The organism is Ochrobactrum sp. MYb379, assembly GCF_037479515.1.
Taxonomy (GTDB): domain Bacteria; phylum Pseudomonadota; class Alphaproteobacteria; order Rhizobiales; family Rhizobiaceae; genus Brucella.
In genome coordinates, this window is record NZ_JBBGYW010000012.1 from 97,432 (window position 1) to 112,427 (window position 14,996).

Consider the following 14,996-nt stretch of genomic DNA (forward strand, 5'->3'; position numbering starts at 1 on the left):
GTTACCCGGCGGTTGTCTTGAATTTATTGAGGCGCGAAACGAGCTGCAACATGATGATGCTAAGCCACGTAATGCCGAATGAGATAATCGCCAACGCTGATGGTTCATAAGCGCGGTTTGCGCCAACCAACTGGAGATAAGGACCAAAGGCCGGGCGATTGAGAAGTGAAGCCAGCGTAAATTCGCCAATCACGATAGCAAAGGTGATGAATGCACCGCTCATGACACCCGAAATCACATTCGGGAAAATCACTTTAAACATGATGCGTCCCCAGCCAGCGCCAAGGCTCTGCGCTGCTTCGGTGAGCGTGCGAACATCAATCGTGCGCATGGCGGTATCAACAGCACGATACATGTATGGTAGCGACAATGTCATATAGCCGAACATCAAAAGCAGATCGGTAGCGCGTGTCGATGCGGTAAACGGAAGCCATGACGACGAGTTATAAATGCGCAGATAACCGAACACGATAACAATGGCCGGAATAACCAGCGGCATCAGCGTGATGAACTCGATCAGCGGACGCAGATGCGGCAGACGCAGACGCACCCAATAAGCCGTTGGCACCACCAGCAGCACACCAAAGATGATGGTCAGAATGCCGAGTATGATCGAATAGCTGAAAGTTGCCTGAAAGTTCGGGTCACTGAACACCACCCGATAGGCATCGAAGGAATATTCGCCACGACGCATGCGCAGCGAAAATTCAAACGTCCCAATCAGCGGAACGAGGAAGTAGATCGCGCCAATCAGAAAGGCGATCCATGCCCCAATTTTTTGGGGATTAAAGGCCTTTTTCATCGTTGCCACCTTTCGGCACGCATACGCAGCCAGATGTAAAGAAGATTGGAAAGGCCTGTGATCACGATCATGCCAAGCGCCAGCGCGTAGCCAAGATTCTGGTTATGCAGAACATCGCCGCGGATCTGGGCAAAGAGCAGGATTGGAACGATGTTGAGCGAAGAGCCGGTCAGTGCATAAGCAGTCGCGATAGCGCCAAAGGAGTTTGCAAACAAAAGCAGTGTCGTTCCGAGCAGGCTGGGCCAGAGAATCGGAAACGCGATCATCCGCCAATATTGCAGATTGGTAGCGCCTAAGATCGATGAAGCTTCACGCCATTCTTTCTTTAGACCATCGAGCGCTGGCGTGAGAATCAACACCATGAGCGGAATCTGGAAGAACAAGTAGGTGATGGTCAAACCAAAGAAGCTCAACAGGTTAAAACCTGTCGAATAAAGATTGAAACCGAACCAGTCGCGCAACAGGATAGTGACGAAGCCGGTACGGCCAAGGGTCGCGAGAAACGCGAAGGCCAGCGGAACGCCAGCGAAATTTGATGCAACGCCAGAGAAAGTCAGAACTGTTGGGCGCAGCCAGCGCGGCAGATTGCCAAGCACCACGGCCCAAGCCAGAAAGAAGCCAATAAATGCGCCACCAAGCGCAGATGCGAGGCTGACTTTGATCGAAATCCAATAGGCACTCATGATCTGAGGCTGGAAAAGATCCTGAACGTTTTTGAGTGTGAAATTGCCGTCCGGGTCCTGAAATGCACCAACGATGAGATACATCGTCGGCCATAGCAGGAAGAGAATTGCGAACAGGAAAAAGGGCGCAACGCCGATATATGAAAGCGGCAGTTGGCGCTTACGCACCGGCTTGAAGGGTGCGTCTGTATCGGCTGTTGAACTCATATGCTCTTTCTTTAACCGTTCTGCAAACACTGTGACGACCATTGCTGGTCGTCACAGGTCTTAAACAGGGCGAGCCAGAGCGTAATTTCTTAAACTTGAAGCAGTTTAATATAAATTACGCCCTGTTTTTAGCGTGTTAGAGCGATCTTTGTGCGCCCAAGAGGGCGCACGGCGCTCTAAAATCGCTTACTGAACGTTTGCGCCAACAACGCTATCCCAGTTCTTGGTGATTTCTTCCTGAGCGGTTTCAATCTGTTCAAGAGTTGGGAAGATAGCCTTTTCATAGGCATCTGCTGGTGGCAGCTTGTCGAGCATTTCCTGTGGGATCTTGCCAGCCTTAGCCATCGCGTTGAAGCGGATTGGGTGGCAATAGCCCTTCAGGTAGCCAAGCTGGCCTTCGTCCGAGTAAAGATGTTCCATCCAGAGCTTAGCAGCGTTTGGATGTGGTGCGTAAGCGCTGATTGCCTGAACGTAAACGCCAGCAACAACACCAGTCTTTGGAATAACGGTTTCGATTTCCGGATTGCCCTTGAGCGTATCACGGTCGGCGAGCGCGTTATAATCCCAACGAATGACGATAGGGGTCGAGCCCTGTGCCAGCGAAGCGGCCTTGCCGATAACTGGAACGAAGTTGCCCTTGGCGCTGAGTTCCTTGAAGAATTCAAGGCCCTTCTTGCCAGCTTCGGCACCTGGTTCTGCACCACGTGCGATACCAGCAGCGTGAACGCCGAGGATTGCCTGTGCGGAAACGCGCGGATCACCAGCGAGAGCAACCGAGTTTGCATAATCGCTCTTGAGCAGGTCTTCCCAATCCTGTGGGACGTCCTTCACAATGTCCTTGTTCACTTCGAAACCAAGAACGCCGTAATAATCGCCGTACCAGTAACCTTCTGGGTCTTTCGCGCTATCTGGAATTTCGTCCCAGGTTGCGACTTTGTAAGGCTGGATCAGGCCGTCTTTCTTTGCAGTCGTGCCGAAAGCAAAGCCGACGTCGATAACGTCAGGAGCCTGTGGGCCCTTATTGTCTTTGTTTGCCTTGATGGCTTCGATTTCGTCGCCCGAACCCGCATCTGGGTTCAGTTCGTTGACCTTCAGGCCATACTTGTCTTTGAAGCTCTTGATGATGTCGCCATAGCCGCACCAGTCGTGTGGCAGCGCGATTGTGGTCAGTTCGCCTTCGGCTTTAGCAGCGGCGATAAGTTCAGCTGATGGTTCAGCGGCAGCGATCGAAACCCCACCGACAGCGATTGCGGTCGAAAGCGACAGCAGACGCGCAGTAAATGCAAGCATTGTTAAACTCCCCTGTTAAGTCGGGCGAACGCTCCCGGTCGATTCCAGTGTTCGCGCACTCCCGATAGCCGCCCTAGATGACGGTTGGATGACAGTTTGTCGATTGTCACAAATTATCAACGACCGAAAGTGAAACACGTTTTCAGGGACTTAGCAATTGACCCTAACGGATGAACTGCATTTTTATGACAATAAATGTGACAGAGGTTTCGTCATTGTCACATTTTGAAAAGAAGCTTTTCTCAAAACGACAGGCTTTAGCCTGCACGCGGCATGGCGCGGGCAGAGTGCTTTCAAACGAAAATTTATGAACGGTGAGCGAAGCGAAGCCGGTTTCGTATGAAACCGGCTTCAGTTATTTAAAAGGGGGCTAGTGACCGCCACCACCGCCACCAGCTGCCTGCTTTGGCTTGCGCAGCATGATTGCGCAAACGGCCAGCGAGCAGAACATCATCGTGAGGATGAAGAACACATCGATGAATGACATCAGCGTTGCTTGCTGGCGCACCATGCCCGACATTTTGGAAATGGCAATTGTCGCACCATCAAGACCGGCGGCGTTATATTTGGCCGTCAGATTGGCAAGCATCTGCTCTGCTTCCGCATTGCCCCAACGCACGTGTTCGGCCAGACGCTCGTAATGCATATCACTGCGGCGCGTGAGAATCGTATTGATGACCGCCAGACCAACCGCACCACCAAGGTTACGCGTCAGATTGAACAGACCGGATGCGTTTTTCATCAGGGCAGGGGGCAGGGTTCCAAGTGCGAGATTGTTGATCGGCACCATACAAAGCATCAGCGAACAGCCGCGCAGAATCTGCGGGATCAGAAGTTCATAGAAGTCCCAGTCGGCGGTCAGGCCCGTAACCATCCATGTACCAGCCGCAAATCCCAAAAAGCCGATCATCATCATCAAGCGTGGGTCCATGCGGTTTGACAAGAAACCGGCAAGGGGGGCTGTGAAGAACATGGCGAGGCCGCTGACAAACAGCGCTTCACCAATCATCAGCGCGTCGTAGCCACGTATCTGACTGAGATAGAGCGGATAGAGATAGGTGAGGCCATAAAGACCGACGCCCATCACAAAGGAAAACAGTGAGCCAAAGGCAAAATTGACGTTTTTAAACGCTCGCAAATCCACGATGGGTTCTTCGGCAGTGAATGCGCGGTAGAAGAACATGATGCCGCCGACAGTCATAACGCCGGTCAGAATGAAGATCGCTTCATCCTGAAGCCAGTCATTGCGAGGGCCTTCTTCAAGCACGTATTCCATGGAGCCAAGGAATGCGGCCATGCCAGCAAGTCCCCACCAGTCGAACTTGCTCAAAAGCGAGCGGTCGCCTTCGTCAAAGTCGATAAGGTTCCACGCGGCGATAGTCACCAGAATGCCGGGGCCAACATTGACGAGGAATAGCCAGTGCCACGAAAAAGCGTGGCTGAGATAGCCGCCAATCGTCGGTCCGATTGTCGGTGCAAGCGTTGCAACAAGGCCGATCATCGGAGAGACGATAGAGCGCTTGGATGGCGGAAAGATCGTAAAGGCTGCCGCAAACACGCTTGGAATCATACCGCCGCCGATGAAGCCCTGAATGGCGCGGTAGACGATCATCTGATCGATATTGGTCGCCGTTGCGCAGAGCATCGATGCAAGTGTAAAGCCTGCGGCTGATACGGTGAACAACACGCGCGTCGAGACAAGTCGGCCCAGGAAACCTGAGAGCGGAATCATGATGACTTCGGCAATCAGATAGGACGTTTGCACCCACGAAATTTCATCGGAACTGGCACTAAGGCCCGCCTGAATTTCAGACAGCGATGCAGAAACAATCTGGATGTCCAGAATTGCCATGAACATGCCAAACACCATCGCAAGAAAAGCAATCGCTTTCTTGGGATCAATGCGATCATCTGCCGGAGCCATTGGCCCCATCGTGGTGTTTGCAGCCATGAAGGCGCACTCCGAAAAGGAAAAAGGATGGTGGCGCGAAGCTTAAAACCGCGCCACTGCATTGTTTTTATAAAGGCTGCTCAGTGCCTTACTCGGCCTTGTCCGCTGGCGCTGTGCGTGTGTCGACTTCGACAGTAACGCTCAGACCTGCGCGAATTTTGCCTGAATCAAGCGCTTCCTGGGGAATGGTAATGCGAACTGGAACGCGCTGAACAATCTTGGTGAAGTTGCCGGTCGCGTTTTCTGGTGGAAGCAGTGAGAAGACCGCACCCGAAGCCGGTGCAACTGATGCAACCTTGCCTTCAATGTAAGGACCATCGATAGCATCGACATAGATACGCGCTGTCTCGCCGGTCTTAATGTGGCCGAGCTGCGTTTCCTTGAAGTTTGCATCAATATAGAGCGCATTCACTGGAACAAGTGCTGCAATCTTCTGGCCTGCTGAAACGAGATCGCCCTTCTTGCCCGAAAGATTACCGACGACACCGTCAAACGGTGCGCGCAATGTTGTGAAATCAAGATCACGTGCAGCCTTATCGCGTGCAAGCTCGAGCGAACGAACGCCGCTTTCTGATTCCTTATACTGTGCATTTAAAACGTCGATATTGGCATTGGCCGATGCGATCTGTGCCTTTGATCCGGCGAGCTTCGCTTTGGCTTGATCAAGCGCGGACTGCGCATTGTCGAGTTCAGACTGTGCCGAAAAGCGCGTGTCATGCAGCTTCTGGATGCGGACCATTGTGCTTTCAGCGTTCTTCAGAACCGCCTGCGATGCCTGCTCATCTGCCTGTGTCTGTTCAAGCGCTGCCTTGGATGCATCAATCTGCGCGGTGATCCGGTTCAGCGTCTGCTGCTGGGTTGCAAGCTTTGCTTCGGCTTCATCAAGCGCGATCTTGTAGTCGCCTGAATCAAGCTGGAAGATAACATCGCCCGCTTTAATCTGCTGATTGGCAACAACCGGAATGTTTTCGATATAGCCAGTGACCTTTGGTGCGATAGAAGCGATATCGCCCTGCACATATGCATCATCGGTCGAAACCATGAAGCGACCGACCGTCCACCAGTCGTAGCCATACCAAAGTCCGCCCGCGACAGCGACGATCAAAAGCCCTGGAAGCATTACACGCTTGCCAAAGCCTTTTTTGTTGCCGCCTTTTGCGGGTGCGGAAGGAGCGCTGGGCGCAGATGTGTCCGGTGTTGCCTGCGGAGCGGGACGTTCGCTCAACGGCTCGGCATTCACGCGGGCTTGCTCACCCTGCGGCACTGACGTCGGGAATGGTCGAATATCAGCTGTATCAACAGACTTGGGGGCGGACATGAGACAAACTTTCTGTATAACCGCTTCAACGAACCGCTTGGTTCGATGTTGACTTAGAGCAATAACTTGCCCATATCAAGTCTCATCGAACCGTTTGGTTCGAGAAAATTTAAGAGTCTTGTACAATGAATCGTGAATGCCGCATAGAACAGACCGCATCAATGGTTAGCGAAAGCACTACGGTGGAAACTGTCGGTAGTTCGGATGCTGAATGCGGTCGTGCGCGTCTTGGAGCGGGTCAAGACCCTGCAAAGCGTCAGCAAATTCTCGAAGGTGCGCAAGATGTGTTCCTGCGAATGGGTTTCGATGCTGCAAGCATGAACGACATTACGCGTGAAGCTGGCGTCTCAAAGGGTACAATTTACGTTTACTTTAATAGTAAAGAGGATCTGTTTGTCGCGCTTTGTGAGCATTATCGACACACAATGTTTAGTGGCTTGATCGACAAGCTGGAACGTGGGTTCTCCACACGCAGTGAACTGGTGGAATTTGGTATTGCCCTTGTTACGCTTATCACGTCATCAACGGCAGTACGGGCGCAACGCATTATCATCGGGGTGAGCGAACGCAAACCGGAACTCGCCGCACGTTTTTATGAGCGAGGCCCAAAACGCACGCTGCTCGTTATGGCCGAATATATGGAAAAAATGGTCAAGGACGGAGAACTCGAGCCTGTAGATGCTATGGAGAAAGCTTATCAGCTGACTGATTTGTTTTTGGCTGGCCTGTACAGGCCGCGCCTTTTTGGTGCGCTATCCGAACCGCCATCGCATGAGGCGATTGTTCGAAACGTTGAATCAGCCGTTGATTTTTTCTTCAAGGCTTTCGGACGTAAATCGTAAGTCCTAAATCCTCCGCTGTTTAAAAATGGAACACTGCGGTTCACGTCCAATCACAATTGGGTATTTTTTTGTAATAATTGCCAGTTTTTGGCGCAATATCCATATTTTTCCACAAAGTTAGTGCACATAGTTTCTTGCAGTAAAGATATTGCGAGTTGATTTAAGACGTATTTTTTATGTGACTGATGAGGAATTGACGTACTTGAAGCATCGATTCTCAAAATAAATGTTCAATTTTGTGCGTCCATTTTGGACATTTTATTACCAGGGATATTAGCCAATGACTTTAGACTTGATACATTTTCCTAACTTTAAAAAGACCTTCTTTGGACTATCTTTCCAGTCCGAAACGCTTACCCTTCTTCAGCGGATTCGTGATGAGATAGGTTGCCGCCACATCATTCACACCTTCCGGGGGCGTATTGGCGATAATTCAAAAGCATCGCCGGATGATTTGACTGTTGTCATGACGGTTCCGACCAATTGGTCAACACGATATTCAGCGAAGAATTATTTTCTTATCGATCCTGTTTTTCAGGAGGATGCACCGTATTTTCGCAGCGATTCAAGTGGCGTTGTTCGGAACCTTGATGATGACGCAAAACAGTGCCCGGCTGTTATGGAGTTTTTGCAGGACGCTGAAAAGCACGGCCTTGGTAATCTTTATATTGGTGTCTCAGCGCGCAGCCAAAAAGGCATAGCAGGCTGTACGGTCTTCAGCTTTGATGTGACAGACGAAAGCCACGAAAATTTCGTGGAGCGTATGCGACCACGCCTTCTGAGTGTTTCAGGCATTATTCACAATGGTTTATGCGGCGGAAAAGATGCGAACTCTGCTTCTGGCCTGCTGACACCACGTGAAGTTGATTGCTTGCGCTGGGCAGCAAGTGGAAAAACCGACGGAGAAATTGCAGAGATTCTCAGCATCGCCCGCTGGACAGTCGTAACATATCTGCAAAATGCCAAGATAAAGCTGAATTGCTCTAACAGAACGTCAGCTGTTGCAACGGCACTCTCACTTGGCATTATTGATATGCCTGAGGTTCAACACCTGTTTATGTAATGTCTAATGAGCACTTATAAAAAGGCGGATGAATATTCGCTTTTTTATAAGTTGATTAAGAGCGTGCCACGCTCATTAGCATTCACAGCGCTCGATCTAACTCTGTGCTTTTAGGTATTTCGTTATCGGAAAACCGGTTCCCACTTTTCCGCGACATGCTTCAGTGCGTGCCGCATTTCTCACACAAACCACGCAATTCCAGCGTCGTTTTCCGCGATTTGAAACCGCTCTGCACGCTCCATGCACTGACAAGGTTTTCGATCGCTGAATCGGAGAACTCTGTCACCTGTCCGCACTGCTCGCAAATTGCAAAAGCAATGAGGCCATGCTCATGGCATTGTGGATGCGCGCAGGCAACGAAAGCATTGAGGCTTTCGAGACGATGAATCATCCCGTAATCGAGTAGTTTTTCCAGTGCACGATAGACCTGCAACGGTGCGCGAAAGCCATCGTCGCGCAACTGATCAAGGATTGTATAGGCGCTGAGCGGGCCATCCGCTTTGGACAGCACATCAAAAACCAGCGACTGGTTGCGCGTCAGATCGTGCGATATGTGCGTATGGGCATGGTTATGATCGGTGTGATTGCTCATTGTCCAGCGGTCCGTTTCGGTGAAGCCTGTCTCTTATGTAGTGGTAAGAGGCTTAAAATGAAAATAGCAAGTGCAGCAACGACGATTGATGGGCCGGAAGGCGTATCAAACTCAACCGAACCATAAAGCCCACCGATCACGCCAAGCGCGCCGATGACGGATGCCATAATGGCCATTTGTTCTGGTGTCGATGCGAAGCGCCGTGCGGTGGCGGCAGGAATAATCAGAAGTGACGTTATCAGCAAGATGCCGACGATCTTCATCGAAATTGCAATAACAATTGCCAGCAAAAGCATAAAGATAATGCGTGATAAGGCCGGGTTAAGGCCCTCAGCACGCGCAATATCCTCGCTCAGTGTTGCGGCAAGCAATGGCCGCCAAAGCCATGCCAGCACTGCGAGCACCAGAATGCCGCCGCCATAGATAAAAGCAATATCCAGTCGCGATACGGCCAGCAAATCGCCAAACAAGAACGACAGTAGGTCGACACGCACCCATGTCATAAAGGCGACAATGACCAGCCCAAGCGATAGAGTTGCGTGGGATAGAATGCCCAGAAGGGAATCTGCCGAAAGCGAATGTCGCTTTTGAAGCAGAAGCAGGATTGCCGAGATTGCGACTGATACTGCAAAAACCCCTATCATCAGGTTGATGTCGAGGATCAGCGCTAAAGCCACGCCCAGCAGGGCCGAATGCGCCATCGTATCGCCGAAATAGGCCATACGCCGCCACACAATGAAACAGCCGAGCGGACCTGTGGTCAGTGCGAGGCCAATACCGGCAATGAGCGCGCGTGTGAAAAAATCGTCAAGCATGGGGCTTATCTCCCTCATGGTGGTGATGGTGCTCATCCTCATGATGATGACCGTCATCAGAGTGGCAATGATCTGTCACGCTGCCATCAGCATGCATGACGCGACCATCCGGCAGATGCGTGTGATCATGGTGATGTTCATAAACGGCCAGTGGACCAACCGCACGGCTTCCGAACAGGCGCACATATTCAGGACTTGTCGTCACATCGCGCGGTGTACCGCTGCAACAGACATGGCCATTTAAGCAGATAACGCGGTCGGTTGCAGCCATCACCAGATGCAGATCATGTGAAATCAGCAATACGCCGCAGCCGGTATCGTCGCGCAACTTTGCGATCAGCTCATAAAGTGCAGCTTCACCGGAAAAATCGACGCCCTGCACGGGCTCATCAAGCACCATAATATCTGGTTTGCGGGCGAGGGCACGCGCCATCAGCGCACGCTGAAACTCGCCGCCAGACAGGTTGGCAATTTCAGCCTTGAGAAGATGCGTGATTCCAACCGCATCAAGTGCGTGGAGAATATCGGCTTTCGAAAGCGGTCCGGTTAGCGTCATCAGCCGTTCAACCGACAACGGCATGGTCCGGTCGATATTGATCTTCTGCGGTACATAACCGATGCGCAGGCCTTTGAGATGGCGGATTTCGCCCTCATCGGGCTTTAGAATATGAAGTGCCATTTTGGCCGTCGTGCTTTTACCCGCACCATTGGGACCAATGAGCGTGACAATTTCACCACGATGAATCGTCAAGTCGACATTGCGCACCAGCCAGCGACCATCACGGAAAACGCCGGCACCTTTTAATTCTATCAGTGGCTCCCGCGTGGCATCTGCGGGGAGGGCGGTCTTATGGGCCATATAAAATGAGCTTTCGCTGCCTTTTTGAGAGCATGTGCCGGTTTATCTGCCGATAAAAAGCTGCTCCCGAAATTCTTGTCTCAAGATGTGTGAACGATATGCCGATTCGCGATCATTTGCGTCTGACGCTTTCGTGCTGTGAACAATTCTCCAAAAAGAGGTTGTGTCTCCTTATTGCAGACGTTATAGCATAACGCAAATGATGTAATAAAATAACATATCACTCACATATGTTGTTTCGCTTCAACGGACGTTCAAGAGAGATTTTGAGAAAGCTATCATGAAACACCTAAAATCCCTGCTTTTAGCATCTGCCTTTATGACTGTTTTGAGCGGTGCGGCTTTTGCCGCCGAGCGTGAAGGCGTTGTTGTGTCGATAAAGCCGCTCCATTCGCTGGTCTCTGCGGTGATGCAGGGCGTGGGCGAGCCGAAGTTGATTGTGCAGGGTGCGGGATCGGAACACTCTTATAATCTTAAGCCTTCTGATGCGAAGGCGATTGAGGGTGCAAAAGTTATCTTCTGGGCGGGGCCTTCGATGGAAACATTCCTCGATAAGCCAATCGATACATTGGGCGAAGGTGCAAAAGTGGTTGCGCTTGGTGAGGCAGATGGTCTGACGAAGCTGAAATTCCGCGAAGGTGGACCATTTGAGGCACACGATCACGGACATGAAGGCCATGATCATGGTGCTGAAGCGCATTCACATGACAGCCATGATCACAAACACGATGACGGACATGACCACAAGCATGCTCACGCTGATGAATCCGATGAAGCGGGACACGATCACCACCATGGCGAGTTTGATCTGCATTTCTGGCTAGATCCGCAGAATGGCAAAGTGCTGGTTGGCAATATTGCCAAGGTTCTAAGTGAGAACGATCCGGAACATGCCGCGCAATACGAAAAGAATGCTGCTGATTATGCCGACAAGTTGGATGCGCTGAATAAAGATATTGAAACAGAACTTCAGCCTGTCAAAGACAAGCCGTTCATTGTCTTCCACGATGCCTACCAGTATTTCGAAAACCGCTTCGGCGTTAAGGCTGCGGGATCGATTACGGTCAGCCCCGAAAAGGCACCAGGTGCAGGTCGCATTAAGGACATTCACGAGAAAATCAAATCGCTGGGCGCAGTTTGCGTTTTCTCAGAGCCACAGTTTGAGCCAAAGCTGGTTAATACAGTCATCGATGGAACAGATGCAAAGACTGGCGTTCTCGATCCGCTTGGTGCGGAATTGAAGGACGGCCCGGATCTTTACCCGCAGCTTATTCGCAATCTGGCCGACTCCCTTAAGAATTGTTTGTCGAAGTAGCACTGGTCACACCTTCATTCCGGGACCCCACCCGGAAGTGACCAGTTGTTGTGCCGGGCCGTCTTAAATGATGGTCCGGCATAATTGATCAGTGAAAGCTGATTAAACCATTAAGGAACTTATCTTGAGTTCATTCCATGGGGCGCATCGAGTTTGGTTCGATTGCTGAATATCATGCTTAAAGGTGGCTTTGCCGCCTCTTTTTAGCCCAATAAATGTAATGATATAACATTAAAATAGCCAGCAATGCTGCAAGTGCAGCTGATCTTACAAACGCCAGCGAAGGATTTGTCATGAAAAGGCTTCCCGTCACTGTTCTGTCCGGCTTTCTCGGTGCCGGTAAAACAACACTTCTCAATCATGTTCTCAATAATCGTGAGAACCGCCGCGTTGCGGTAATCGTCAACGATATGAGCGAAATCAATATTGATGCAGCATTGGTCCGTGAGGGTGGGGCCGACCTGTCGCGCACTGAAGAACAGCTTGTTGAAATGACCAATGGCTGCATTTGCTGCACTTTGCGCGATGATCTCCTCAAAGAAGTGGCGCAACTCGCTGCACAAGACCGTTTTGATTATCTTTTGATCGAATCGACCGGCATATCTGAGCCTCTGCCGGTCGCTGCGACATTTGAATTTCGCGATGAGAAGGGCGAAAGCCTGTCTGATCTCGCGCGTCTTGATACGATGGTGACCGTCGTTGATGCTGCCAATCTGTTGAAAGATTATTCTTCCAATGATTTTTTGCGTGATCGTGGGGAGTCGCTTGGCGATGAGGATGAGCGCACGCTGGTCGATCTGCTGGTCGAACAGATCGAATTTGCTGACGTTGTGATACTCAACAAGGTTTCGACGGCTTCCACAGAAGAACTCGACCTTGCGCGTAAGGTGATCCGTTCGCTTAATCCTGATGCCCGGATTGAAGAAGTCGATTTCGGTCAGGCTACGCTTGATGCGATTTTGAACACAAAACGCTTCGACTTCAATCGTGCCCATGAGCATCCCCTTTGGTATAAGGAACTCTACGGTTTCCACGATCACGTGTCGGAAACTGAAGAATATGGCGTTCGCTCATTCGTCTATCGGGCGCGACGCCCGTTTGATCCAGCACGGTTCCAGACCTTTATTGATAAGAGCTGGCCGGGTGTTGTCCGCGCTAAAGGCTTTTTCTGGCTGGCAACACGTCCTGATTATGTCGGCGAACTGAGCCAAGCGGGCGCATTGGTGCGCACAAACAAGCGCGGGCGCTGGTGGTCGGCAGTACCACGCAGTTACTGGCCTCAAGAACCCGAATGGCATCGTGCAATGCAAGACTATCTCGATTCAGAATGGGGTGATCGTCGGCAGGAAATTGTCTTCATCGGCGTTGATCCGATGGATAAGGCGTCGATTATTGCTGAGCTTGATAGCTGTTTGGTGACAGAAGAAGTGTTCAAGCCGGAAAGCTGGCTTGGGCTAAACGATCCTTTTCCGAGCTGGTCTGTCGCGGCTTAAAGCTTACTCAGCCGACAGTATGGCAAGTTCAGAAGCCCTACTGTCGGCAAGTGTGCGGTGATCGAGGACATTGGCGATTGCCTCACGCACGTCGAGCATCATGTGACGAACTTCGCATTCCGTTTCGTCGCAGTCGTCACATGGCTGATAATCAGTCTTGCTGGCACAGGCGATTGGAGCCAGTGCGCCATCCAGTGCGCGGATAATATTGCCAATGTGAATTTCATTGGCTGGACGCGCCAGACAAAACCCGCCACCTTTGCCTTTGCGACTGAGCACAAAGCCTGCATTGCGCAGTTCGGTGAATATATTATCGAGAAATTTGCGCGGAATATGATGACGCTCAGCGATCTCACTTGCTGAAACCAGATGACCATCAGACACACCGGCAAGATGCACCATGGCTTTCAGGCCGTATTTGCCTTTTTTTGTTAGCATGGCATCCCTGCTGTCATATCCGTCTGATAATTCAAACCCTGTTTCTCTCTTTTAAAAGAATTAGGCAGGAAAGCAGGGCGGGACAAGTTACCTTCGCGTCGCATGTGATGACGCAGAGAGAATTTTTGTTTCAAACCGAGCTGTCTTGCAGGGCCAATGCGAGTGCGCCTTGCAAGCTGTCGCCCTGCGCGGGAACGTAAAATTCCTTATAGGGCAGAGAATCCAGCGAGGCATATGAATGCGCCAGCCCGCCTGTGATGCTGAACCGTCTCAACTTCTCTACGCCCAAAGCACGCAGATTCCGCTCGATCATCAGGCATGCATCCGAAAGAAGCTGCGAACCCAGCAAATCGCCTTTCTTCGCAAACTGAAAGATCATTGGTGCAAAGGCAGCGTAATCTGCGGCAGTTGCCGATCTCGAAAACTGGGTGATTTTGCGCGCATCATTGCTGAACTTGTCCATTACAGCATTGGTCAAAGCTGTCCCGCTAACGATTCCGTCGTGAGCAAGCAATGTTTGTTCAAGCAGATCACGGCCAAGACGCGCGCCGCCTGCATGATCGCTGAGCATGAAGCCACGCCCACCTATAACCTCGACGCTATCTCCTGTTCTCTTCGCAAATGCTGAGCCGGTGCCAAGAATAACAATAGCGCCGTCGCCATTGCCGAGTGCGCCTTGAAGGGCCGTTACAGTATCCGAAACGATTCTGCTCCTTGCGAACGGCAGCTCTTTATAAGCGTTATCACGGCAAGCAATGGAGTTTGCTCCGGCCAGTCCGAGTACGGCGCTACTCGTTGCATATATAGAAGAGTGCAATCCCGCGTCGAGCCGGGCCTGTTCGGAGGCTTCCGTAATATTAATAATGGCATTGGGCGTATCGGCACCGATATTCGCGGGACCGGATGTGCCTTTTCCGAGGATGGCGCCATTTTTGTCAGCGAGTATTGCGCGAGATCCTGTTCCGCCGCCGTCTATTGCGAAGAAATAATTCATTGATTGTCATTTCACTGTCGTAAAAATTGGAATCAGGCGGTGATAGTGGTTGAGTTTTGGTTAAAAAGGACCATATTGCCTGTGGAAAGAAAGTTTGCGATTTTTTGTGAAAGTTCGTTGACAGTTTCGGGAAGTAGGGTCTATATGGCTTCCAACGAGGGCGGCGACGCTGCTAGCGGCAGGTTGCCTCGTCCTTGTAGTTCAGCGGAAGCGATTGACAGAGATGTTGAAAGTGGTTAGTTGGGCGGCATTGGTAAGATGGAAGTCTTGTTGATGTGTTGAGGAAGGAACGGTTTGTAAGGCTGTGAATTTCTTGAAAAAAATGGGTTGACAC

14 protein-coding genes are annotated in these 14,996 nt (G+C 51.1%); 4 read left to right on the forward strand and 10 right to left on the reverse strand.

Translation table 11 applies throughout. The features are described 5' to 3' along the window. Position 1: 1 nt before the first annotated feature. The 5 genes from WH356_RS18575 to WH356_RS18595 form a co-directional block, all read right to left on the reverse strand. Positions 2-802: an ABC transporter permease gene (locus WH356_RS18575; RefSeq protein WP_339513437.1), complete on the reverse strand. Its 801-nt coding sequence runs from the start codon at positions 800-802 to the stop codon at positions 2-4. Further along, a complete protein-coding gene (locus tag WH356_RS18580) occupies positions 799-1,692 on the reverse strand; it encodes an ABC transporter permease (RefSeq protein ID WP_339513439.1) in 894 nt (297 codons plus the stop codon). The genes WH356_RS18575 and WH356_RS18580 overlap by 4 nt, the downstream gene beginning before the upstream one ends. A gap of 186 nt (positions 1,693-1,878) precedes the next feature. Then, on the reverse strand, positions 1,879-2,982 hold the full coding sequence (locus WH356_RS18585; protein ID WP_339513441.1) for an ABC transporter substrate-binding protein: 1,104 nt from the start codon (positions 2,980-2,982) through the stop codon (positions 1,879-1,881). A gap of 370 nt (positions 2,983-3,352) precedes the next feature. Then, positions 3,353-4,933 (reverse strand): DHA2 family efflux MFS transporter permease subunit, encoded by a 1,581-nt coding sequence (locus WH356_RS18590; RefSeq protein ID WP_339513443.1) that lies wholly within the window; start codon positions 4,931-4,933, stop codon positions 3,353-3,355. An 88-nt stretch (positions 4,934-5,021) separates the two neighbouring features. Continuing rightward, the gene (locus WH356_RS18595; protein WP_339513445.1) at positions 5,022-6,251 is read right to left on the reverse strand and encodes an HlyD family secretion protein; all 1,230 of its coding nucleotides are present in this window, start codon (positions 6,249-6,251) and stop codon (positions 5,022-5,024) included. 161 nt (positions 6,252-6,412) lie between these two features. On the opposite strand from WH356_RS18595, the gene WH356_RS18600 reads away from it, so the two are divergent. Together WH356_RS18600 and WH356_RS18605 are read left to right on the forward strand one after the other, a co-directional pair. Continuing rightward, complete coding sequence (locus WH356_RS18600; RefSeq protein ID WP_339513472.1) at positions 6,413-7,093, forward strand: TetR/AcrR family transcriptional regulator; 681 nt, start codon at positions 6,413-6,415, stop codon at positions 7,091-7,093. Between the two features lie 280 nt (positions 7,094-7,373). Beyond that, positions 7,374-8,156 carry a helix-turn-helix transcriptional regulator gene (locus tag WH356_RS18605; protein WP_339513447.1) on the forward strand — a complete coding sequence of 261 codons (783 nt, stop codon included), beginning with the start codon at positions 7,374-7,376 and terminating at the stop codon, positions 8,154-8,156. Positions 8,157-8,316: 160 nt separating this feature from the next. Here the strand turns inward: WH356_RS18605 and WH356_RS18610 are convergent, their stop codons facing one another. Genes WH356_RS18610 through WH356_RS18620 form a run of 3 tightly spaced genes read right to left on the reverse strand, consistent with a single transcriptional unit; the run spans position 8,317 to position 10,422 of the window. Beyond that, on the reverse strand, positions 8,317-8,748 hold the full coding sequence (locus WH356_RS18610) for a Fur family transcriptional regulator (RefSeq protein ID WP_339513449.1): 432 nt from the start codon (positions 8,746-8,748) through the stop codon (positions 8,317-8,319). Next, positions 8,745-9,605, reverse strand: a complete 861-nt coding sequence (znuB, locus tag WH356_RS18615) for a zinc ABC transporter permease subunit ZnuB (RefSeq protein WP_445253695.1) — start codon at positions 9,603-9,605, stop codon at positions 8,745-8,747. Before znuB ends, WH356_RS18610 begins: the two co-directional genes overlap by 4 nt. Next, a complete protein-coding gene (locus WH356_RS18620; RefSeq protein WP_339513451.1) occupies positions 9,556-10,422 on the reverse strand; it encodes a metal ABC transporter ATP-binding protein in 867 nt (288 codons plus the stop codon). Before WH356_RS18620 ends, znuB begins: the two co-directional genes overlap by 50 nt. Before the next feature lie 280 nt (positions 10,423-10,702). Here WH356_RS18620 and znuA point away from each other — a divergent pair, with 280 nt between their 5' ends. Together znuA and zigA are read left to right on the forward strand one after the other, a co-directional pair. Continuing rightward, a complete protein-coding gene (gene znuA, locus WH356_RS18625) occupies positions 10,703-11,737 on the forward strand; it encodes a zinc ABC transporter substrate-binding protein ZnuA (protein WP_339513453.1) in 1,035 nt (344 codons plus the stop codon). Positions 11,738-12,030: 293 nt separating this feature from the next. Continuing rightward, entirely contained in the window at positions 12,031-13,230 is a 1,200-nt protein-coding gene (gene zigA / locus WH356_RS18630; RefSeq protein ID WP_339513455.1) for a zinc metallochaperone GTPase ZigA, read from the forward strand. Positions 13,231-13,233: 3 nt separating this feature from the next. On the opposite strand, the gene WH356_RS18635 is transcribed toward zigA, so the two are convergent. Both WH356_RS18635 and WH356_RS18640 read right to left on the reverse strand, forming a co-directional pair. Beyond that, positions 13,234-13,668 (reverse strand): RrF2 family transcriptional regulator, encoded by a 435-nt coding sequence (locus WH356_RS18635; RefSeq protein ID WP_250041678.1) that lies wholly within the window; start codon positions 13,666-13,668, stop codon positions 13,234-13,236. 130 nt (positions 13,669-13,798) lie between these two features. Beyond that, positions 13,799-14,662 (reverse strand): BadF/BadG/BcrA/BcrD ATPase family protein, encoded by an 864-nt coding sequence (locus tag WH356_RS18640; RefSeq protein ID WP_339513458.1) that lies wholly within the window; start codon positions 14,660-14,662, stop codon positions 13,799-13,801. Between the last annotated feature and the right edge of the window lie 334 nt (positions 14,663-14,996).

What these genes read in the sequence shown, in the direction of transcription:
- WH356_RS18600 (WP_339513472.1), top strand. Translation starts at nt 6,413, where the DNA reads ATGGTTAGCGAAAGCACTACGGTGGAAACTGTCGGTAGTTCGGATGCT.
- zigA (WP_339513455.1), top strand. Translation starts at nt 12,031, where the DNA reads ATGAAAAGGCTTCCCGTCACTGTTCTGTCCGGCTTTCTCGGTGCCGGT.
- WH356_RS18635 (WP_250041678.1), bottom strand. Translation starts at nt 13,668, where the DNA reads ATGCTAACAAAAAAAGGCAAATACGGCCTGAAAGCCATGGTGCATCTT.
- WH356_RS18610 (WP_339513449.1), bottom strand. Translation starts at nt 8,748, where the DNA reads ATGAGCAATCACACCGATCATAACCATGCCCATACGCACATATCGCAC.
- WH356_RS18595 (WP_339513445.1), bottom strand. Translation starts at nt 6,251, where the DNA reads ATGTCCGCCCCCAAGTCTGTTGATACAGCTGATATTCGACCATTCCCG.
- WH356_RS18590 (WP_339513443.1), bottom strand. Translation starts at nt 4,933, where the DNA reads ATGGCTGCAAACACCACGATGGGGCCAATGGCTCCGGCAGATGATCGC.
- WH356_RS18640 (WP_339513458.1), bottom strand. Translation starts at nt 14,662, where the DNA reads ATGAATTATTTCTTCGCAATAGACGGCGGCGGAACAGGATCTCGCGCA.
- znuA (WP_339513453.1), top strand. Translation starts at nt 10,703, where the DNA reads ATGAAACACCTAAAATCCCTGCTTTTAGCATCTGCCTTTATGACTGTT.
- WH356_RS18580 (WP_339513439.1), bottom strand. Translation starts at nt 1,692, where the DNA reads ATGAGTTCAACAGCCGATACAGACGCACCCTTCAAGCCGGTGCGTAAG.
- WH356_RS18620 (WP_339513451.1), bottom strand. Translation starts at nt 10,422, where the DNA reads ATGGCCCATAAGACCGCCCTCCCCGCAGATGCCACGCGGGAGCCACTG.
- WH356_RS18605 (WP_339513447.1), top strand. Translation starts at nt 7,374, where the DNA reads ATGACTTTAGACTTGATACATTTTCCTAACTTTAAAAAGACCTTCTTT.
- WH356_RS18585 (WP_339513441.1), bottom strand. Translation starts at nt 2,982, where the DNA reads ATGCTTGCATTTACTGCGCGTCTGCTGTCGCTTTCGACCGCAATCGCT.
- znuB (WP_445253695.1), bottom strand. Translation starts at nt 9,605, where the DNA reads ATGAGGATGAGCACCATCACCACCATGAGGGAGATAAGCCCCATGCTT.
- WH356_RS18575 (WP_339513437.1), bottom strand. Translation starts at nt 802, where the DNA reads ATGAAAAAGGCCTTTAATCCCCAAAAAATTGGGGCATGGATCGCCTTT.